The organism is Faecalibacterium hattorii, assembly GCF_003287455.1.
In the GTDB taxonomy this organism is placed as follows: domain Bacteria; phylum Bacillota; class Clostridia; order Oscillospirales; family Ruminococcaceae; genus Faecalibacterium; species Faecalibacterium hattorii.
In genome coordinates this window covers 19330-38887 of the sequence record NZ_PRLC01000011.1, presented here as the reverse complement: position 1 = coordinate 38887, position 19558 = coordinate 19330, and the positions used below count along the sequence as shown (strand labels likewise).

Here is a 19558-nt window from a genome sequence, read left to right as displayed (position 1 = left end):
ACGGCACGGGGCCGCCCCCCGCGCGAATGAAATAGAGTAAGGAGAGTAAATCATGCTTGATATCAAATTTGTCCGTGACAACCCGGACGCGGTCAAGGAAAACATCAAGAAGAAGTTCCAAGACGCAAAGCTCCCGCTCGTGGACGAGGTCATCGAAAAGGATGCCAAGTACCGTGAGTGCCTGAAGGAAGTCGAGTCCCTCAAGGCTGCCCGCAACAAGCTGAGCAAGGCCAACGGCCCCCTGTTCGGCCAGTTGAAGAAGTGCACCGACGAGGCCCAGAAGGCGGAGCTGCAGAAGCAGATCGACGCCAACAACGCCGCCGTCAAGGCCGACGCCGACAAGATGGCAGAGCTGGAGGCCGAGGAGGCCGAGCTTTCCGCACGCATTCAGGAGATCATGTACACCATCCCCCAGATGATCGACCCCAGCGTGCCCATCGGCCCCGATGACAGCTACAACGTCGAGGCACAGCGCTTCGGCGAGCCGGTTGTGCCCGATTTCCCCATCCCGTACCACACCGAGATCATGGAGAGCTTCGACGGCATCGACATGGACGCTGCCGGCCGCGTGGCGGGCAACGGCTTCTACTATCTGCTGGGCAACATCGCCCGTCTGCACGAGGCTGTTCTGGCCTATGCCCGTGACTTCATGATCAACAAGGGCTTCACCTATGTGATCCCGCCCTTCATGATGCACGGCAACGTGGTGCAGGGCGTCATGTCCTTCCCGGAGATGGACGCCATGATGTACAAGATCGAGGGTGAGGATCTGTACCTGATCGGCACCAGCGAGCACACCATGATCGGCCGCTTCATCGACCAGACCCTCGACGAGAGCCAGATGCCCCTGACCCTGACTTCCTACAGCCCCTGCTTCCGCAAGGAGAAGGGTGCCCACGGCATCGAGGAGCGCGGCATCTACCGCATCCACCAGTTCGAGAAGCAGGAGATGATCGTTGTCTGCCGCCCCGAAGAGAGCGCCGATTGGTACGAGAAGCTCTGGAAGAACTCCGTTGAGCTGTTCCGCAGCATGGAGATCCCCGTCCGCCAGTTGAACTGCTGCTCCGGCGATCTGGCAGACCTGAAGGTGAAGAGCTGCGACATCGAGGCTTGGAGCCCCCGCCAGCAGAAGTATTTCGAGGTTTGCTCCTGCTCCAATCTGGGCGACGCACAGGCCCGCCGTCTGCACATCCGCATCAAGGGCAAGGACGGCAAGACCTATCTGGCCCACACCCTGAACAACACCTGCGTGGCACCTCCGCGTATGCTGATCGCATTCTTGGAGAACCACCTGCAGGCCGACGGCACCGTGACCATCCCCAAGGTGCTGCAGCCCTACATGGGCGGCCTTGAGGTCATGGTCCCGACCCACAAGAAGGCCTGATTTTTCCACGGCAGCTTCCTGAAATGTTGAAAATGCTCCACCGCTTGCAGATGCAGACGGTGGAGCATTTTTGCGTGGAAAAAAGAGCTTTGAAAAAATTTTGATTTTTTTGAAAATATCTGTTGACAAATGGTCTGCGTCTGGATATAATAATAAAGCACCGTTCAAGTGCGCAAACAAAATATGGCGGCATAGCTCAGTTGGCTAGAGCATTCGGTTCATACCCGAAGTGTCACCGGTTCAAATCCAGTTGCCGCTACCATGTTACAGAGTTTCGCTAAGATATGGGGGACGGTCATCTGCAATAGTGGATGAAGGATGTCGGAGGTTTTAGCGAAGCTCTGTATTTATAAGGCCCGTTGGTCAAGCGGTTAAGACACGGCCCTTTCACGGCTGTAACATGGGTTCGATTCCCGTACGGGTCATAAAAGCTCTCAAGCAAAATGCTTGAGAGCTTTTTATTTGACCCGTACGGGAATCGAACAGGGCGGCGGTGCGAAGCACCGTAAGCAATCAGCCCAGTGGGCTGTTGCTTAGCCCGCGGGTCCTAGCGATTTAGGAATGTCTATGGGGCGAGACTGCTGTACGAGGAATCGAACCGCTTTTCTTCATTCCCTGTACTTTTCCATCATTTCCTTGAACAGGATGGCCGGGGACGGCGGGGTGTAGGTGATGGCGTTGGCCCCGGCAGCGATGGTGGCCGAAATGGTCTCGCCGGTCTTGCCGCCGCTGGCGATGATGGGCACATCGGGAAACTCGTCCCGGATCTTTTTCACGATGCGGGGCGTGTCGGTGCTGCACGCCACATTCAGAATGGAAGCCCCGGCCTCGATGCGGGAGCGGATATTGGTGTCCTCTTTGGTCACTGTGATGATGACCGGGATATCCACCACCCGCGAAACGGCCAGCAGATTCAGGTCCGAGATGGGGGAGTTCAGGACTACGCCCATCGCGCCTTGGCTCTCGACATCGCGGGCGAGGTTCAGGGTGCGCACGCCGTGGGTGGTGCCGCCGCCCACACCGCAGAACACCGGGATGTAGGATGCCTTGATGATGGCATCGCTGATGGCTTGCTGCGGGGTGAAGGGGTAGACCGCGAACACCGCGTCAGCGTCGCAGTTGCGGATGATGGCGAGGTCGGTGGTGAAGACAAAACTCTTCAGCCGCCGTCCGTTGATGACGATTCCGCTGGCCTGATAGACCTCCTGCGGCATTTTCAGGATGTTATGGCGAAGGCGGCTCTCGACGTTGGGGGAAGCTTTCTTTTCGGTTGCCATGCAAAAACCTCCAGATCAATTTCAAATTTGGATCAAATTATAAAAAAGAACGGTCCGTAATGCAATGAACTCCCCGTAAACAATGTGAAAACAAACGTGTGTCGGAAAAAGCGGCCCTTCCCGCAAAGAGGAAGAGCCGCTTTTTGACGTCAGTGTTTTTTTGCGTAGGTAAAAATGTCCATCGGCGTGGCCGCCAGCGCATCGGCCCCGGCGGCAGTGAGCTCTGCTTCGCCCCGGAAGCCCCACAGCGCCCCCATGGCGGGCAGTCCGGCGTTGTGGCCGGTCAGGATGTCCACATCGCTGTCGCCCACAAAGAGGGTGGTTTCCGGCTTGGCACCGAGGTCGGCCATCAGGGCATAAACGCCGGTGGGGTCGGGCTTGGTGGGCACATTCGGTCTGCTGCCCCGGACGAGGGCGAACTTCCCGGCACCGAAGTAGTGTTCGATGATCTTTCCGCACAGAGGGTCTGCTTTGTTGGAGAAGACGGCGGTCTGGATGCCCGCAGCGTTCAGCGCGTCCACCAGCTCCGGGATGCCGGGGTATGGGGCGGTTTTGTCCTCCTTGTGGGCGTCGTACCGGGCCGTGAACTCGGCCAGCGTGGCGGTCAGATGTTCCGGCGTGCGGGCCTCGGCAGGGGAAAAGCGCTCCACCAGCTTTGGGATGCCGTTGCCCACCATATGCTTGAACTGCTCAACGGAGAACGTCGGCCAGCCATGCTGTGCGCAGACCCAGTTGCCCGCGTCGGCAAGGTCGTCGATGGTGTTCAGCAGGGTGCCGTCCAAATCAAACAAGATCGTTTTTATCACAGAGAAAGACTCCTTTTTGAAAACATCCAAAGTCCTCGAAAAAGCTCCCCCCTCTGGGGGAGCTGGCGCGTCAGCGCCTGAGAGGATTTTCTAAAAATTCAAAACATTTTTGCGCGTCCCGCCACGGCACGCTGCGGACGGTCAGCTTGACCCGGCCGGGAAAGGCGAAGGTCAGGTTGGTGCGGTCCACATTGGCAGCCCACGGCGACTGGTTCGCCGTCAGGCAGAGGTCCGGGTGGAAGACGCAGATGCTGTGCAGGTAGATGCCCCGCTGCCGCCGCAGGGTCAGCTGCCCGTCCCGCAGCCAGACCCCCTCCCGCCGGTAGCCCATCATGCCGCCCGCCAGCCCCGCCGCAAAGAAGACGGTGGGGAACAGCAGGGTCACGGTCAGGCTGGGCAGGGTGTAGACCGAGATGAGGGTGAGCAGGGCGCAGAGGGCGAAGGGGATGCCGGCCGGTGCGAAAAAGATGAGGCTCCGCTGTTCGGTGCGGGCCAGAAGGTCCGGCGGCATCCGAAACTCCGGCAGCAGCTCGCGGAAAAGCGCTTCCTCCCCGGAACGGTAGACGAAGAGGGGAAGCTCCGGCGAGCAGCCTCCTGCCGTGACAAAGACGGGCCAGCGCCGCAGCAGCCGCGCAAAGGGGGAGAGCCGGACGTCCGCGTAGCTGATCTCGGCCGTCTTCACCCGGATCTCGAACCGGTCGAGCCAGCCGCCGCTGCTGCCGATCTGGTCGGCGGTGTGCCAGACTTCGTAGTGGACGGTCTGGACGAAGCTGCGGATCAGGCTCAGCCCCAGCAGAAAGCCCGCAAAGGCCAGCAGCCATGCGGCACCGGTGGGCAGCCACCGCGCCGCCAGCCCGGCCAGAAAGTTGATCTGCGCAAAGGCCAGCTCGTAGCGGTCAGGGCCCTGCCGGCTCTGCCGGATGGCCAGCAGGAAGAGGGCCAGCGTCGAAAGGCCGTTGGCCCCCAGCAAGCCAAGCGCGGCCCGCTCGCCGCCCTTGGGCCGGTGGAGGCTGGGGGCTTCCACCGGCAGCAACTGGTCGGCCAGCTGTGCGGCATCGCCTTTGGTCAGGCAGAGGGTCAGGGTGCGCTTTTTCGGTTCGCCCATCGGGTAAAGGGTGACCCGGCTGGCCCCGGCCAAGCGGAAATAGAAGGGCCGCTCGATGGTCAGCGCCGCCAGAGAGGCCCCGCGCACCGTCCGGTCGAACCGGAACAGCAGCTTCCAGTGGAGGCAGAGGGTGCCGTTTTCGTCCAGCGACCAGCTGCTTGCGCGGAGGATGACCCAGCTCACGCCGCAGACCAGCAAAAACAGGACGATGTCCTGCCGCAGCGCGGCACGCAGGGCCTCCCAGTTGCGCTCAAACAGCACGTTGACCAGCGGCACAAGGTAGAGCACCAGCGTTTTGCGGAAGATCTGGAGGGCCGCAAAGGGGTGCAGCTGCTTTTCGGTCATCGGCATGGGGCATCCTCCGCAAGGGCATAGGCCAGCGCTGCGGCCTGAGCCGCCGGAACAGCGGGCACCAGCACCCGTGCGCCCGGCGCTGAGATGACCAGCACGGTGACTCCCGCCAGCCGCAGCAGCGGCGAGCGGAGCTGCTGGATGCCGGTCACGGCCCGGCGGGGCACCACCCGCCGCACCGGGAAGACGATGCCCACATAGATGGTCAGCGTCTTTGCCCCCAGCACCGCGGCGTAGCTGCACGCCCGCGCCCGCAGCAGGGCCACCAGCCCCGCCCAGAGCAGACAGAACACCACCCCGGCGGCGATGCCCTGCCAGAAGGCGAAGGGCGCAAGGAACAAGCCCACCGCAGCAGCCCATATGGAAAGGACGGCGCGCCCCTTGGGAGGGATGACCAGTGCGGTGCGGCGCAGTTCCCCTTCGGTCACTTCTCGCTGAGGCCCCAAGCCTCGGTCAGCAGATGGAGGGTGTCGTCCTGCGTCAGCAGCAGGATGCGGTCCCACGGCAGCAGGACGGTGTTGCCGTGGGGGATGATGAGCTCGGTGTCGCGGGTGACGCTGACCAAGATGGCGTTGCCGGGGATGGGAATGTCCATGATGGCTTTGCCTGCAAAGGCGAAGTTTTCCGGCAGCAGGATCTCGTTCAGGCTGGCGGTGCCGCCCCCCAGCGAAAGCAGCTGACGGATGGTGTCCGTCTCGATCTCCCGCTCTAAGATGTGGCTGAGGTTGTCGGTGCCGCAGACCACAGTGTCCACGCCGAGGGTGTGGAGCAGCTCCCGGTTCTTGGGGTTGGAGGCGCGGGCTACGGTGCGGTCTACGCCGAACTCCCGCTTCGCGAGCTGGCACGCAATGAGGTTGTCCTCGTCCGAGCCGGTCACGGCCACAAAGGCGTCGCAGCTGGCCGCATCGGCGGTGCGCAGGATGTCCATGCTGATGGAGTCGCCGCAGATCACCGGGATGTCGAGCTGGTCGGCCAGCATTCGACACTGCGCCTCGATGGGCTCAATGATGACGACGGAGTGGTGGTTGGCCAGCAGACTCTGGGCCAGATACCGCCCCACACGCCCGCCGCCGGCAATACAAATTTTCATAGAGAGGCTCCTTTATACGTTGGGTTTACTTCGAGAGGGCGCGGAACACGGCCTGTTCCGTGAGGATGGTGGGGCAGATGGTCTCCAGCCCATAAGCCTTGTGGTACAGCACCTGCAAATGCGGGTCCGAAACGCGGCAGATGACCTTCTCGCGCTGGAAGATGCTCTTGGCGATCTGGGCCGCCATCAGATTCACCGAGTCGTCCTCGCTCACGGCGGCCACAGCGTCGCAGTTCTCCACGCCGCCCTGCTTGAGCACATCCGGGTCGGTGGGGTCGCCCACCAGCGCGGTGCCGCCAAAGCTGTAATCGTCGAAGCTGTCCAGCCGCTTGAGCTGTTCGGAGTCCTTCTCGATGAGGGAGATGTCGTGCCCGATGCGCTCCAAGTCGCGAACCAGTGCGGCCCCTACCTGATCGCAGCCGATGACCAGAATATTCATATGTCATACCTCGTTATTTCAGAATGCGCCGGAGGCAGCTTTGTACACTGCCGGTCCGGTGGTTCCAGTATAGCATATTTCCAAGCGCAGATGAAGGTAAAATTTTGGGATTTCTCGTGCGCCGGGCCGCATAATATGGTATACTGAAAGGCGAAGCTGAAAACGACAAAAAACCGGCGTGCCCCTGTGCGCCGGGCTGGGAGGAAACCGATGTTTTTTGAAATTCTGAAAGCCATCCTGATGGGCGTTGTGGAGGGCATCACCGAGTGGCTGCCCATCTCGTCCACCGGTCATATGATCCTTGTGGAGCAGCTCATCAAGTTCAATGCAAGTGAAGAGTTCATGTCCATGTTCCGCGTGGTCATCCAGCTGGGTGCCATCCTCGCGGTGGTGGTCCTGTTCTGGAACAAGCTCTGGCCCTTCGGGCTGCGGCACGGCCGTGTGACCTCCAAGCCGGAGGTCTGGCAGCTCTGGTTCAAGGTGGTGGCCGCCACCCTGCCGGTGCTGGTCATCAGCCCGCTGGACGACTGGTTCGAGGCCCGCTTCTACAACTACATCACCGTTGCTGCCATGCTGATCTTGTACGGCATCCTCTTCATCGTGGTGGAAAACCGCCGCACCGCGCCCCATGTGGCCCGCTTGGAGCAGATCACCTATAAGGAAGCCTTCCTCATCGGCGTGTGGCAGATGCTGGCCATCATCCCCGGCACCTCCCGCTCCGGCGCGACCATCGTGGGCGGCTTGCTGCTGGGCCTTTCCCGCGCCTGTGTGGCGGAGTTCACCTTCTATCTGGCCATCCCGGTCATGGCCGGTGCCTCTCTGCTCAAAGTGGTCAAGTTCGCGCTGTCCGGCGTGGCCATCACTGGCACCGAGATTGCAGTCCTCGTGGTGGGCTGTGCGGTGGCCTTTGTGGTCAGCTTGGCCGCGATCCGCTTCCTGATGGATTATGTCAAGCGCCATAATTTCAAGTTCTTCGGCCTGTACCGCATCGTGCTGGGCCTTGTCGTCCTCGCCGTTGCGGCCATCAGCGCCATTGCATAAACACAGAAAGAAAAAAGAGAGTACCAAATATCACCGCACGTTCAAAAGGAAGGAAAGTACTTATGGAAGCATCGACTGTTTACTTTACGGATTTCCGCTGTCCGGTGGGCACCAGCCTGACCGAGAAGCTGCGTCGCCTCTGCCTTGCGGCGGGCATCAGGAACATTGACATGGACGGCAGGTTCGTCGCCATCAAGATGCACTTCGGTGAGCTGGGCAATCTGGCTTACCTGCGCCCCAACTACGCCAAGGTCGTGGCCGACCTGTGCAAGGAGCAGGGCGGTCTGCCCTTCCTGACCGACTGCAACACCCTGTATCCGGGCAGCCGCAAGAATGCGCTGGAGCACCTGACCTGTGCGCAGGAAAACGGCTTCTGGCCCATGACCACCGGCTGCCAGATCCTGATCGGCGACGGTCTGCGCGGCACCGATGAGGTCGAGGTGCCGGTGCCAAATGGCGAATACTGCAAGACCGCCAAGATCGGCCGCGCCATCATGGACGCCGATATCTTTATCAGCCTGACCCATTTCAAGGGCCACGAGTCCACCGGCTTCGGCGGCACCATCAAGAACATCGGCATGGGCTGTGGTTCCCGCGCGGGCAAGATGGAGCAGCACGCTTCCGGCCACCCGGCAGTGCAGGAGAGCCTGTGCCGCGGCTGCCACCGCTGCGCCAAGGAATGCGGCTCGGACGCCATCCGCTACAACGAGCAGAACAAGGCCGTCATCGATCAGGACAAGTGCAAGGGCTGCGGCCGCTGCATCGGTGCGTGCAACTTCGACGCTATCTATGCCCAGTGCGACAACGCCAACGAGATGCTGGACCGCAAGATGGCCGAGTACGCCGCTGCCGTCTGCTATGACCGCCCCACCTTCCACATCAGCCTCGTGCAGGACGTCAGCCCCAACTGCGACTGCCACGGCGAGAACGATGCACCCATCCTGCCGGATATTGGCATCTTCGCCTCTTTCGACCCGGTGGCGCTGGATCAGGCGTGCGCGGATGCGTGCCTTGCCGCCCAGCCGCTGCCCAACAGCCAACTGAGCCAGAACCTTGCAAAGCCGGGCTGGAACTGCCACCACGACAACTTCAAGGACTCCAACCCCAACATTGAGTGGAAGGCGACGCTGGAACAGGCCGAGAAGATCGGCATGGGCACCCGGAAGTACACCCTCAAAAAGATTTAAAAAAATTGAGCCCCGACATTCGTCGGGGCTCAATTTTTTTAGAGCAAAACTTAATATTCGCTGGACTGCGGCACCAGCGCGTCCACGACCTTCTGCAAAGCGTTCCAGTTCTCCTTGGAGCAGTCGGGCAGCTTTTTAGCGTTCAAGCCCGCGTCGGAGATGCGGCCCTCCATGCTGGCCTTGTCGGTCAGCAGGGTGTTGGCATCCTCCTTGATGAGGGGCCATGCGTCGGCAAAGCTGGCTTGGTCGTCGGCGCTGAGGTCATTGAACCATGTGGTGTAGGCGTCCTGAATGGCGTCGGTGGAGCGCATGGCGAGGTTGCCGCTCTCCGCCCAGCCCAGCAGGGAAGCTGCCGCGATGACCGATTTCAGCGAGCAGCCCGAAACGCCGGGGCCCCAGCCGAGGCAGGGGGCAAAGGCGGCTTCGGTGTTCTGGATGGAGAAGATGGAGTTCTCGTCCTCGTCCAGATTCGAGGTCAGCTTGCCGGTGTCCGCCTGTGCGGTGGAGGCGGGGATGCTTTCGCTGGAAGCGGCGTCGCTGCTGGCCGAGGCCGAGGAGCCGCCGGAAGTGGACGTGCAGCCCGCCAGCAGACCGGCGAGCAGGGCCGCGCACACCAGCAGGGAAAGGATACGGTTGCGAGTCATAGAGAAGACCTCCTTTTATCGGTTCCCGGTGGAAGACCGGGGAAATCTCTGGGGTACAGCTCTAGTATACTGTGCCGCCGGGCGGTTGTCAATTGGCGTGTGCAGGACGATTTTCAACCTTCCCTGTACAAATTGCACAAACTTCGCCCCCATTTTTTGCCTTCGGGCAGGATTGACAATTTTTTCGCTGGCTCGTATAATTCAGTCATAAAATAAAATGGATGCGGCGGTGTGCGGTGCCGGAAAGGGGGACAAACGAATGCAGAAACTCCTGCAAAAGCTGGAGCGTTTTTCGCAGGCGCTTTTGGCGCCGCTGTCCTATCTGACGGCGGCGGGGCTGCTGCTGGTGGTGGGTGCGCTGCTCACCAGCGGCCCGCTGCGCCAGCTCTGCCCGGCGTTGAACTGGCCCCCCATCCGGCTGGTGGGCGAGGTGCTGTACAACGGGATGATGGTCCTCATCAACAACCTCAGCGCCATTCTGTGCGTGGGCATCGCCGCCCTGCGCACCCGCACCGAAAAGCAGGAGGCCGCGCTGCTCTCCTTCATGGCTTATCTCATCTTCCTCACGGCCAACCACACCGCGCTGGATGCGCTGGGCCGCCTTGCCCAGCCCGACGGCCTGACCGGCCTTGCCGCCACGGGCCAGACCACCATCCTCGGCATTCAGGTGATGGACACCGGCGTGGCGGGCGGCGTCCTGCTGGGCTTTGCGGCGGCGTACATTTTCAACCACAGTTATGAAAAGCAGTTCAAAGGGCTGATCACGCAGGTGTATTCGGGGCTGCGATGGGCATTTTTGTGCATCGCGGCCTTTGCTGCGGCCTTCGGGCTGGCGGTCTGCTTCGTCTGGCCCCCGCTGCAGCAGGGCGTCCACGCCATCACGAGGTGGATCGCGGCGTCCGGGGAGCTGGGCATTTTCCTGTACGGCTTTTTGGAGCGGCTGCTCATCCCCACCGGGCTGCACCACCTCATTTATATGCCATTCCAGTTCTCGGCGTTGGGCGGCTCGGTGACGGTGGGCTCGGTGACTTACACCGGGGCCTATACCGTGACCATGGCCGAGTATTCCAACGGATTGCCGCTCACCGGGAACATTGTCTGGATGTACACCGGCTTTACCAAGACCTTCGGCTACCTCGGCATCGCGGCGGCCTTTATCTTCACAGCCCGGAAGGAGCGCCGGAAGCAGACGGCGGCGGCCATCCTGCCGCTGGCGGTCACGGCCTCGCTGGCGTCCATCACCGAGCCGGTGGACTTTCTCTTCTGCTTCGTCTCGCCGGTGCTCTGGGTGCTCCATGCAGCCATCACCGGCGGGTTCATGGTCCTGCTGAACGCCCTCCATGTCCGGGCGTTCACCTCCAACCTGCTGGGGTCGCTGGTCTTCAACCTGAGCGCTGCGCCGGGGCAGACCAGCCGCGCGGCCCTGCTCTATCTGCTGGGTCTGGCCGAGATCGCGGTCTACTTCGTCGTTTTCACCGTGGTCATCCGGGCGCTGGACCTGCCCACGCCCGGCCGCACACAGGAGCCGGAGCAGACGGAAAAGGAGATCGACCCGGCGGACGTCCGGCGGCTGATCGAAGCGCTGGGCGGGCCGGACAACATCCGCACGGTGGACAACTGCTTCACCCGGCTGCGCGTCACGGTGGAGGACACAAGTCTTCTGGACACGGCGGCCCTGCTGTCCATGCCCCACAAGGGCCTTGTGCAGGAGGGGCAGCGCTTGCAGCTGGTCTGCGGCTTACAGGCGGCGCAGATCCGGCGGCTGCTGGAGGAACAGCTCGAACAGTGCGCGACGGTCTGAATTGCTTCCCTTTTTCGGCAGGATGTAGTATAATGCAACAGGAAAAACGAATCTCTCCGTCTGCACTGCGGGCGGGGAGATTTTGCAGGACATAGTGAAAGATAGGAGACGACAAAAATGCAGAAATTCGAGATCGAAGGTCTGTTCGACTTTCTGAACAAGGGCGTCAGCGCCTTCCACTCCACGGCGGCGGCGGTGGAGATCTTGGAGGCCAACGGCTACGAGAACCGCCCGGAGACCGCCGCATGGGAGTTGGTGCCCGGCGGCAAATACTACACCACCCGCAACGGCTCTGCTGTGCTGGCATGGCGGATGCCCAAGGGCACGCTGACCGGCTGGCATGTCACGGCCAGCCACAGCGACTCCCCCACGTGGAAGATCAAGGAGCTGGACGGCGGCAAGGATGCCGTCTTTGCCCGCGCTGAGACGGAGGGCTACGGCGGCATGATCATGCCCAGCTGGATCGACCGCCCCCTGAGCGTGGCGGGCCGCATCCTCGTCCGGACCGAGGAGGGCGTCAAGAGCATCCTCGTCCACCCGGACCGCGCGCTGGCCTGCATCCCCAACGTCTGCATCCACTTTGACCACGAGGTGAACAAGGGCAAGAACTACAACCCGCAGGTGGATCTGCAGCCCATCTTCGGCGCTGCGGGCACCACCCTGCGTGAAGTTCTGGCCGAGGAGGCCGGGGTCAAGGGCGAGGACATCCTCGACTCCGACCTCGTGCTCTGCACCCGCGAACAGGCCGAGCGTGTGGGCTTGAAGGGTGAGTACTTCATGTCCGGCCGCATCGACGACTTGGAGTGCGCTTACACGACCCTGTGGGGCTTTTTGCAGGGCGAGGGCAAGGAAGACGGCCGGGGCGACATCTGGGTCATGTTCGACAACGAGGAAGTCGGTTCCTCCAGCCGTCAGGGCGCACAGGGCACTCTGATGGCCAATGTGCTGGCCCGCGTTGAGGAGAAGCTCGGCGTCACCCGCGAGCAGAGCATCCGCGCCTGTACCAACAGCTTGCTGCTCAGTGCCGACAACGGCCACGCCACCCATCCCAATCACCCCGAAAAGAGCGACCCCGCCCACCCCGTTACGCTGGGCGGCGGCGTGCTGCTGAAATACAATGCCCGCCAGACCTACACCACCAGCGGTTTCACCGGTTCTGCTTTCAGCGCCATCTGCCAGAAGGCGGGCGTCCCTGTTCAGGCGGCGTCCAACCGCGCGGACGTCCCCGGCGGCTCCACGCTGGGCAACCTGCTGGGGCATCAGATCCTGATCCCCATGGTCGATATCGGTCTGGCACAGCTGGCGATGCACTCCTCCATGGAGACGGCAAGCTGCATCGACGCCGAGTACATGGCAAAGGCTGTGGCCGAGTTCTATAACACCCCCATCTCCCAGCCGAAGGATGGCGAGTGGAAGCTGGGCCTGTGAGCGCCGTCGTTGGGCGGTTTGCCCCCAGCCCCAGCGGGCGGCTGCATCTGGGCAATCTCGCGTGCAGTCTGCTGGCGTGGCTGAGCGCCAAGCATGAGGGCGGGCGTATCGTCCTCCGCATCGAGGACCTTGACGCTGAGCGCTGCCCCCGCAAGTACGCCGACCTGCTGGAAGAGGATCTTGCGTGGCTGGGCCTTTACTGGGACGAGGGCGGCAGCCACGGCGGCTCCCACGGCCCCTATTACCAGAGCGAGTGCGCGGATATCTACACCGCCAGCTACGAAAAGCTGGCTGCGCAGGGCCTCGTTTACCCCTGCTTTTGCTCCCGCGCCCAGCTCCATGCGGCCAGTGCGCCCCACACCTCGGATGGCAACGTCATCTACCCCGGCACCTGCCGGAGCCTGACCCCCGCCGAGGTCGCGGAAAAGCGGAAGGCAAAAGCCCCCGCCTACCGCCTGAAGGTGCCCGATGAAGTCGTTTCCTTCACGGACGGCTGCATGGGCCCCCACAGCGAGAACCTGCTGCGGGACTGCGGTGACTTCTACCTTCGCCGCGCCGACGGCGTATTCGCTTACCAATTGGCCGTCGTTGTGGACGATGCCCGGATGGGCGTCACCGAGGTCGTGCGGGGAGCAGACCTGCTCTCCTCTACAGCCCGGCAGCTCTACCTTTACCGGCTGCTGGGATTAAAGGCCCCCCGCTTTGCCCACTGCCCGTTGCTGCTGGCCCCGGACGGGCGGCGGCTCTCCAAGCGGGACGGTGACCAGAGCCTTGAGAACCTCCGCGCCCGCTATACGGCGGCGGAGATCGTCGGCAAGCTGGCCTACGCCTACGGCTTGCAGGAGGAACCGGCCCCCCGCACGCCGGAAAGCCTCACCGCCGATTTTTCGTGGAAAAAAGTCCCCAAACACGATATCTGTCTGCCAGAAGATCTGTTTTAGGCAAAAAAATCCCTCTGCCGCTTTGCTGCGGCAGAGGGATTTTTGCGTTTCAGGAACGCTGGGGCAGACGGTATTCGCTGCGCTCCAGCGAGGAAGCAGCGCTGTCCAGCACCAGTGCCAGCAGGATGCCCAGCACGACGTCAATGCAGCTGTGCTGCTTGAGCAGTACGGTGGAGGCGATGATGGACACGCAGAGCACGGCGGCGGCCGGGCGCATCCAGCGGCGGCGGGGCTCGTCAAAGATGCGGCTGCGGTAGTAAGCCATCATCAGCGTCACCGAGTTGAAGACGTGGATGGAAGGGCAGACGTTGGTGGCCGTGTCGGTGTCGTAGAGTCGGCGCACCGTCCGGGCGAAGAAGTCCGAGCCGTACACGCGGTAAGGGCGGAGATCCAGCCCATTGGGGACGACGACATACACTGCCAGCGCGATGGTCATGCCCGCGAACAGGGGGAGGCAGAGCCGCCAGAAGTCGGCGCGGGGCGCTTTCCACAGCAGATAGAACAGGGTGAACGGGATCCAGACGAACCATGCAAAATAGGGGATGACCGCATATTTGCAGAAGGGGATCAGATCGTCCAGCCGGCAGTGGACCCAGACTTCGGGCACGGTGATGTTGGCTTCGAGCCAGTGGAACACCGAGAGATAAAATACAAGATAAAACGCCATGAACCAAATGGGATGGCGGGAAAACCAGCTTCGCATGGAACACACTTCCTTTTCTTGGAGTTGGGGGCGAATGGCCCTTAAAGTTCTTAGCAGCGTATCATTATACGCTTGTCAGGGCGCAAAAGCAAGCCCCAAACCCGACAAGTTTACTAAAAAATCCATGAAAAATTTGTGCGGGCTGAGGGATGAAAGGGCCTTCGTAAGATCATACGATCCAGAAGTGCATTTTCTTGCAACAAAATACCGCCGTTTTCGCGGCGGCGGGGAATTTTTGATTAACAAGGGATGGCAATCAGGTCAAACGAGTCGTAGTCGATATTTTTGGGTGCATAAATCGTAACGGGGAACTTGCCGTTGGCAAGAACATCCGAAGGAGAATTGACCCAAGTTGCATAAACGGTTTGACCGTTCTTTTTCAGGAGCAGCGAAACCTTGACCTTGCAAGGATAATGGCTGGTGTTGAGTGCAGTTCCGTTGATAATGTTGTAGTCGAATTTGGAGGAAGTCTTGGTTTCTTTCGCGCCGACTACTGTAATATCACTGGATTTGGCCATCTTCGGCGTACCGTCCGATTCGGTTTCAGGTGTTTTGAAGTAGGAAGAAAGAACCGGATCAACGCGACAGCCACCGATATGCACGGGGACGGAGTAGGAAGCGGAATATGCAAAGCGAACGGTGTCGCCCGGCGCAATCGACTGAATCGTTGTGTAATCCGTCAGTGGCTTTCCGTTGTTGTCTGTCAGATCGATGCTGATTTTGACGGAAGAAAGGCTGTAATTCTTGTTCGGGTTTACAACGGAGAAAACGTAATTTGCGACATACGGGTTTTTAGAGATGATTTCGGAAGTAATATAAGAAACATTGTAAGCTTCCATATAAGCCTTTGGCTGGAGCTTTGTCGCGGTGTTCCCGCCGTTGTTATTATCCTCGCTCTCCGAGTTCCCGCCATTGTTCGTGCTGCCGGAGGACGACGAGCCGCCGCCGGGCCCCGGCACATCGGGGGTGGGGGCGCAGCCCGCGAGCAGGGTGCAGAAGAGCGCTACCGTGAGGAAGAGTGCTGCAAGTCTGTGTTTCATGGAGAACCTCCCGATCGATCAGATGACCTTTTTTTCGAGCCAGCTTCCTTTTGAGAAGCGGATGGCAAAGAAGAGGGAACGGAACACCCAGTCAAGGAACATACCGCCCCAGATGCTGAGCAGGTGGGCCTGATGGAAGCCGAGGACCATCAGGTAGCAGAAGGCGACGCGGAACACCCACATGGAAAAGACGCTCACCGTCATGGTGAAGGTGGCGTCGCCCGCTGCGCGGAGGATGTTGGGCAGGGTGAAGCTGGCCGGCCAGATGAACAGGGAGATGACGTTGAACCAGCGCATCACCTGCATCGCCATGGCGGCGGACTCCGCCGAGAGGTGGAACCACGACAGCGCGATGCCGTTCAGGAAGAAGAAGGCGGACAGGTTCATGACCCATGCGCCCGCATAGGCCACCAGCATCAGGCGGCGGGCGTAGTGGCTGGCCTGTTCCTTCTCGCCCGCGCCGAGGCACTGGCCGATGACGGTGAGCACCGCCATGCCCACCGCGTTGGCCGGGATGTTCAGGAAGGTGGTGATGTTGCCCGCCACGGCGTTAGCCGCGATGGCGGCGGTGCCGAGGGTGGACGTCAGGCTGGAGACCGACAGCTTGCCGATCTGGAACATGCCGTTTTCAATACCGGCCGGGATGCCCACCCGCAGGATGCGGCGGATGAGGGAGAGGTCGGGCTTGAGGTCGGCAAGGCGGTCGATGCGGAGCATACAGGAGGGCTTTTCCAGCAGGTAGATGACCGCGAAGCACGCGATCATGCGGGAAACAAGGCTGGCCAGCGCCGCGCCCATGACGCCCATATGGAAGTGGTAGATCAAAACCGCGTTGCCGCCGATGTTCACCACGTTCATCACAAGGCTGGAAAGCATACTGATCTTGCTGTTGCCCTGTGCGCGGAACAGGGCCGCGCCCGCGTTGTACACACCGATGAAGGGGTAGCTCAGCGCCGAGAGCAGGAAGTAGGTCTCGGCGTAGGTCATCACGTCGGCGTCAATGGAGCCGAAGATGCCCCGCAGGATGCCGTGGCGGCCTACCGCGACCACGGCGGCGACCACGACGCTGAGCGAGATCATGATGAACAGGATCTGCGCCGCTGCGGCCTTGGCGTTTTTGGGCTCCCGGTGGCCGATGTACTGGCTGGCGACGACGGCGCCGCCGGTGGCCAGTGCGCTCAGCAGCTGGATCATCAGCACGTTGAAGGAGTCCACAAGGCTGACGCCCGAAACGGCGGCTTCGCCGACGGAAGAGACCATCAGCGTATCGGCCAGACCGATGGTCACGCTGAGGGCCTGTTCGGCAATGAGCGGCAGCAGCAGCGCGATGAGCTGCTGGCGGGTAAACAGCGGCTTGGATGATGTGGTGGTTGACATGAGTTCCTCCTGTTGTTCCGGAATATCCTTGGCATAAGCATAACGCGGAAGCGGGGGAAAATCAAGATGATGTATCCAACATTTTCGCAGAAAGCGGAAAAATCAGGAATAATCCGCGCTGGGGGTGCGGGCGGTGCCGTAGGAGACGATGTAGTCGTAGGGCACCGACTCATTGTAGCGGAGCTTGCCGCCGTAGGAGCGGATGGAGGCCTTCAGGCCCTTGGGGGAGTGGGGCGTGCCCGCCGAGAGGTGGTCGGAGCAGACGGAGTTCCACAGCCCTGCCGCAAAGGAGGCGCAGTTGAAGGCGGTGGACCAGTGGTCGGCGGTGGTCAGGTTCTGGTTGAGGACGGCCAGCCCCTCTTCGTCCAGCGAGACCTGCATGGAGTAGAGGTTCGGGTAGAAGGCGGAGATGTAGTAGCAGTAGTAGCCCTCCAAATTGTACCAGATGCCCTCATGCTCCGGGCGGTTGGCGCGGGTGCCGATGGTCACGCCGGTGCCCGGCGCGATCTCCTGCCCGCCCACTTCGATGGCGTGGTCGGAGACATTCCGCACCGCCACGAAGCTGTGGCCGGAGATGTCGATGGGTTCGGTGTTGTTGGTGGTCTGGCTGTAGATGGTCAGCGTCGCCACGGCCCCTTCGGCGGGGCCGGCGTCCGCGTCATCCGCCGGGCGCTTGATGGCGGCTTCTTGGAACCGGAAGGGCCCGCCGGCGCGCAGCAGGAACTCCAAGTAATCCAGCGAGGTCTGGGTGGTGTCGTTCGGTTCCACGACCTCCTTTTCGGGCCGGGTGGTGGGCGTGGCAGCCGGTGCGGCAAGGGCAGAGCTGCTGCCGAGGATGCAGAACGCCAGCGTCAGCGCGGCGGCAAGGATGCGGATATGTGGTTGCTTTTTCATGCGGACCCTCCAAAAGCGGCGAACGTTCAAGTTTTATTTCCTCTAGCATAGCGGTTTTGGGCGGGAGTGTCAAGCAAAAGCGAAAACCGTCGGCAGTGAAGCTGTTGTATCCAAGAGCCTTGCGGATTTTTAAGGGACAAAGTGGGTTTGGGAGCCTTTACCACTGCGGTGGGATGTGTTAAAATGGAACCGGACTTCTGCGCCCGGCGCAGGAGAGAGAAGGTAAATGATACGATCCATAGAGAGGGGAAACACCTATGCCAAAGGCAGCCCACAAAGTCGTGGTCATCGGGCACCGCAACCCGGACACCGACTCTATCTGCTCCGCCATTGCGTATGCGGAGCTGAAAAATAAGACCACCGACCTCGTCTGCGAACCGCGCCGCGCGGGGAAGATGAATCAGGAGACCGAGTTCGTCCTGAAAAAGTTCGGCGTCACGCCGCCCCGGATGTGCACCGACGTTAACCCCAAGATCCGGGATGTCGATTACCGCGAAATGCCCGGCATCCCCGGCTCCACCAGCCTGCGCAAGGCGTGGGAGATCATGCGTGACCAGCAGATCGACACCCTGCCCGTCACCAGCGCCGACAATGAGCTGGAAGGCATCATCACAGTGAAGGACATCGCCACCGCCAACATGGACGTCTTTGATACCGGCATCCTTGCCAGCAGCAAGACCAGCTACAAGAACATTCTTGAAACGCTGGGCGGCACGATGGAGGTGGGCGACGAGAACGCCGTCTGCACCACCGGCCACATCAAGATCGGCACCGCCACCCCCGAAATGCTGGAAAGCAGCGTGGAAAAGGGCGACATCGTCATCCTGACTAACCGCTACGAAAGCCAGCTCTGCGCCATTGAGAAGGAGGCCTCTCTCCTCATCCTCTGCAACGGTGCCAAGGTGGGCCACACCATCCGGCGCATTGCCGAGGAAATGGGTGTCGCCATCATGACGGCCCCCTGCGATACCTACGCCGCCGGCAAGCTGATGAGCCAGTGCGCCCCCATCTCCTATTATATGACCCGCGAAGATATCATGAAGTTTACCCTCGTCACCCCGGTGGCGGACGTGATGCGGGTCATGGCCAAGGTGCGCCACCGCTATTTCCCCATCCTCGACGAGGAGGGCAAGTACTGCGGCATGGTCAGCCGCCGGAACGTGATCGCGCTGCGCAAGCGCCGCATCATTCTGGTGGATCACAACGAGGCCACACAGGCCGTGGAAGGCTTCGATCAGGCCGAGATCTTGGAGATCATCGACCACCACCGCATCGGCAGCTTGGAGACCAGCGGCCCGGTCTATTTCCGCAATCAGCCCGTGGGCTGCACCGCCACCATCATCACCCAGATGTACGATGAAAACGGCGTTGAGATCCGGCCCCAGATCGCCGGGCTGCTGCTGGCGGCCATCCTTTCGGATACGCTGGCCTTCCGCAGCCCCACCTGCACCCCCGTCGATGAAGCCACCGCCAAGCGGCTGGCCAAGATCGCAGGCGTGGACATCGACGAGTTTTCCACCGAAATGTTCGAAGCCGGTGAAAAACTCGACGGCAAGACGCCCGAAGAAGTCTTCCTGCAGGACTTCAAGGTGTTCATGTGCGGCGATATTCGCTTCGGCGTGGCGCAGGGCAGCTACATGACCCGCAAGAACCTGCTGGCGGCGGAAGCTCTGCTCAAGCCCTACCTCGAAGAGGCCCGCAACAAGCAGAATGTCGAGGACTTGTACATGCTGCTGACCGATGTGCCCAAGGAGGAGAGCGTCGTCATCTGCACCGGCCGCTACGCCGCCGAAGTGCTGTCCGACGGCTTCGAGATCCAGCCCGCCGAGGATGGAAGCTGGATCCTGCCCGGCGTCGTCAGCCGCAAAAAGCAGTTCATCCCCGCCATGATGAGCGCCTATCAGGAGCTGTAAGATCTTCGAAACAAAACACGAAGCCCCCCGGAGTCCTGCATTCCGGGGGGCTGTTGTGTGATTCAGGGAGTATGGCCTGCCTGTTCAAGGGAGTAAAGAAGAACACCATTTCCAATTCTTTACAGGTAGAATACCAC

The 19558-nt window shown here is 61.2% G+C and carries 18 protein-coding genes and 2 tRNA genes; 9 read left to right on the top strand and 11 right to left on the bottom strand.

The features are described from left to right. Nucleotides 1–52 precede the first annotated feature (52 nt). The 3 genes from serS (at nucleotide 53) to C4N23_RS08655 (ending at nucleotide 1809) form a co-directional block, all read left to right on the top strand. Nucleotides 53–1384: a serine--tRNA ligase gene (gene serS, locus C4N23_RS08665; protein ID WP_097839578.1), complete on the top strand. Its 1332-nt coding sequence runs from the start codon at nucleotides 53–55 to the stop codon at nucleotides 1382–1384. Nucleotides 1385–1569: 185 nt separating this feature from the next. Then, nucleotides 1570–1646, top strand: a tRNA-Met gene (locus C4N23_RS08660). A gap of 91 nt (nucleotides 1647–1737) precedes the next feature. Beyond that, nucleotides 1738–1809 (top strand) — tRNA-Glu (locus C4N23_RS08655). A gap of 183 nt (nucleotides 1810–1992) precedes the next feature. Here the strand turns inward: C4N23_RS08655 and C4N23_RS08650 are convergent. From C4N23_RS08650 to C4N23_RS08625, 6 genes are all read right to left on the bottom strand, one after another. Beyond that, the gene (locus C4N23_RS08650) at nucleotides 1993–2661 is read right to left on the bottom strand and encodes a hypothetical protein (RefSeq protein ID WP_055189103.1); all 669 of its coding nucleotides are present in this window, start codon (nucleotides 2659–2661) and stop codon (nucleotides 1993–1995) included. Nucleotides 2662–2810: 149 nt separating this feature from the next. Then, on the bottom strand, nucleotides 2811–3467 hold the full coding sequence (locus C4N23_RS08645; RefSeq protein WP_112145466.1) for an HAD family hydrolase: 657 nt from the start codon (nucleotides 3465–3467) through the stop codon (nucleotides 2811–2813). A 70-nt stretch (nucleotides 3468–3537) separates the two neighbouring features. Next, complete coding sequence (locus C4N23_RS08640; RefSeq protein ID WP_242983761.1) at nucleotides 3538–4923, bottom strand: YdbT family protein; 1386 nt, start codon at nucleotides 4921–4923, stop codon at nucleotides 3538–3540. Then, nucleotides 4914–5351 (bottom strand): PH domain-containing protein, encoded by a 438-nt coding sequence (locus tag C4N23_RS08635; RefSeq protein ID WP_112145464.1) that lies wholly within the window; start codon nucleotides 5349–5351, stop codon nucleotides 4914–4916. The genes C4N23_RS08640 and C4N23_RS08635 overlap by 10 nt, the downstream gene beginning before the upstream one ends. Then, nucleotides 5348–6013, bottom strand: a complete 666-nt coding sequence (locus tag C4N23_RS08630) for a potassium channel family protein (RefSeq protein ID WP_097839582.1) — start codon at nucleotides 6011–6013, stop codon at nucleotides 5348–5350. Before C4N23_RS08630 ends, C4N23_RS08635 begins: the two co-directional genes overlap by 4 nt. Nucleotides 6014–6038: 25 nt before the next feature. Further along, the gene (locus C4N23_RS08625) at nucleotides 6039–6452 is read right to left on the bottom strand and encodes a potassium channel family protein (RefSeq protein WP_055192424.1); all 414 of its coding nucleotides are present in this window, start codon (nucleotides 6450–6452) and stop codon (nucleotides 6039–6041) included. Nucleotides 6453–6662: 210 nt separating this feature from the next. Between C4N23_RS08625 and C4N23_RS08620 the strand changes: the two genes are divergently transcribed. Then, on the top strand, nucleotides 6663–7493 hold the full coding sequence (locus C4N23_RS08620) for an undecaprenyl-diphosphate phosphatase (RefSeq protein WP_112145462.1): 831 nt from the start codon (nucleotides 6663–6665) through the stop codon (nucleotides 7491–7493). Nucleotides 7494–7555: 62 nt separating this feature from the next. After that, nucleotides 7556–8680 carry a DUF362 domain-containing protein gene (locus C4N23_RS08615; protein ID WP_112145460.1) on the top strand — a complete coding sequence of 375 codons (1125 nt, stop codon included), beginning with the start codon at nucleotides 7556–7558 and terminating at the stop codon, nucleotides 8678–8680. A gap of 50 nt (nucleotides 8681–8730) precedes the next feature. Here C4N23_RS08615 and C4N23_RS08610 read toward each other — a convergent pair whose 3' ends face one another. Next, nucleotides 8731–9324, bottom strand: a complete 594-nt coding sequence (locus tag C4N23_RS08610; protein ID WP_112145458.1) for a hypothetical protein — start codon at nucleotides 9322–9324, stop codon at nucleotides 8731–8733. Between the two features lie 259 nt (nucleotides 9325–9583). On the opposite strand from C4N23_RS08610, the gene C4N23_RS08605 reads away from it, so the two are divergent. From C4N23_RS08605 to gluQRS, 3 genes are all read left to right on the top strand, one after another. After that, nucleotides 9584–11125, top strand: a complete 1542-nt coding sequence (locus C4N23_RS08605) for a PTS transporter subunit EIIC (protein WP_112145456.1) — start codon at nucleotides 9584–9586, stop codon at nucleotides 11123–11125. A 117-nt stretch (nucleotides 11126–11242) separates the two neighbouring features. Beyond that, entirely contained in the window at nucleotides 11243–12553 is a 1311-nt protein-coding gene (locus C4N23_RS08600; protein ID WP_055192433.1) for a M18 family aminopeptidase, read from the top strand. Next, complete coding sequence (gluQRS, locus tag C4N23_RS08595) at nucleotides 12550–13494, top strand: tRNA glutamyl-Q(34) synthetase GluQRS (RefSeq protein WP_112145454.1); 945 nt, start codon at nucleotides 12550–12552, stop codon at nucleotides 13492–13494. Before C4N23_RS08600 ends, gluQRS begins: the two co-directional genes overlap by 4 nt. A 49-nt stretch (nucleotides 13495–13543) precedes the next feature. On the opposite strand, the gene C4N23_RS08590 is transcribed toward gluQRS, so the two are convergent. The 4 genes from C4N23_RS08590 to C4N23_RS08575 form a co-directional block, all read right to left on the bottom strand. Next, nucleotides 13544–14197, bottom strand: coding sequence for a phosphatase PAP2 family protein (locus C4N23_RS08590; protein ID WP_242983760.1), 654 nt, complete (start codon nucleotides 14195–14197; stop codon nucleotides 13544–13546). A gap of 239 nt (nucleotides 14198–14436) precedes the next feature. Then, nucleotides 14437–15237, bottom strand: coding sequence for a hypothetical protein (locus C4N23_RS08585; protein ID WP_112145453.1), 801 nt, complete (start codon nucleotides 15235–15237; stop codon nucleotides 14437–14439). An 18-nt stretch (nucleotides 15238–15255) separates the two neighbouring features. Beyond that, nucleotides 15256–16614 (bottom strand): MATE family efflux transporter, encoded by a 1359-nt coding sequence (locus C4N23_RS08580; protein WP_055192114.1) that lies wholly within the window; start codon nucleotides 16612–16614, stop codon nucleotides 15256–15258. A 102-nt stretch (nucleotides 16615–16716) separates the two neighbouring features. Then, on the bottom strand, nucleotides 16717–17508 hold the full coding sequence (locus C4N23_RS08575; RefSeq protein ID WP_112145451.1) for a hypothetical protein: 792 nt from the start codon (nucleotides 17506–17508) through the stop codon (nucleotides 16717–16719). Between the two features lie 257 nt (nucleotides 17509–17765). Here C4N23_RS08575 and C4N23_RS08570 point away from each other — a divergent pair, with 257 nt between their 5' ends. Next, the gene (locus C4N23_RS08570) at nucleotides 17766–19421 is read left to right on the top strand and encodes a putative manganese-dependent inorganic diphosphatase (protein WP_112145449.1); all 1656 of its coding nucleotides are present in this window, start codon (nucleotides 17766–17768) and stop codon (nucleotides 19419–19421) included. Nucleotides 19422–19558: the final 137 nt, after the last annotated feature.

Coding starts and splice junctions, on each gene's coding strand:
- C4N23_RS08625 (WP_055192424.1), bottom strand. CDS start 6,452: ATGAATATTCTGGTCATCGGCTGCGATCAGGTAGGGGCCGCACTGGTT.
- C4N23_RS08605 (WP_112145456.1), top strand. CDS start 9,584: ATGCAGAAACTCCTGCAAAAGCTGGAGCGTTTTTCGCAGGCGCTTTTG.
- C4N23_RS08590 (WP_242983760.1), bottom strand. CDS start 14,197: ATGCGAAGCTGGTTTTCCCGCCATCCCATTTGGTTCATGGCGTTTTAT.
- C4N23_RS08640 (WP_242983761.1), bottom strand. CDS start 4,923: ATGCCGATGACCGAAAAGCAGCTGCACCCCTTTGCGGCCCTCCAGATC.
- C4N23_RS08585 (WP_112145453.1), bottom strand. CDS start 15,237: ATGAAACACAGACTTGCAGCACTCTTCCTCACGGTAGCGCTCTTCTGC.
- C4N23_RS08575 (WP_112145451.1), bottom strand. CDS start 17,508: ATGAAAAAGCAACCACATATCCGCATCCTTGCCGCCGCGCTGACGCTG.
- C4N23_RS08620 (WP_112145462.1), top strand. CDS start 6,663: ATGTTTTTTGAAATTCTGAAAGCCATCCTGATGGGCGTTGTGGAGGGC.
- C4N23_RS08580 (WP_055192114.1), bottom strand. CDS start 16,614: ATGTCAACCACCACATCATCCAAGCCGCTGTTTACCCGCCAGCAGCTC.
- serS (WP_097839578.1), top strand. CDS start 53: ATGCTTGATATCAAATTTGTCCGTGACAACCCGGACGCGGTCAAGGAA.
- C4N23_RS08610 (WP_112145458.1), bottom strand. CDS start 9,324: ATGACTCGCAACCGTATCCTTTCCCTGCTGGTGTGCGCGGCCCTGCTC.
- C4N23_RS08650 (WP_055189103.1), bottom strand. CDS start 2,661: ATGGCAACCGAAAAGAAAGCTTCCCCCAACGTCGAGAGCCGCCTTCGC.
- C4N23_RS08600 (WP_055192433.1), top strand. CDS start 11,243: ATGCAGAAATTCGAGATCGAAGGTCTGTTCGACTTTCTGAACAAGGGC.
- C4N23_RS08570 (WP_112145449.1), top strand. CDS start 17,766: ATGCCAAAGGCAGCCCACAAAGTCGTGGTCATCGGGCACCGCAACCCG.
- C4N23_RS08630 (WP_097839582.1), bottom strand. CDS start 6,013: ATGAAAATTTGTATTGCCGGCGGCGGGCGTGTGGGGCGGTATCTGGCC.
- C4N23_RS08615 (WP_112145460.1), top strand. CDS start 7,556: ATGGAAGCATCGACTGTTTACTTTACGGATTTCCGCTGTCCGGTGGGC.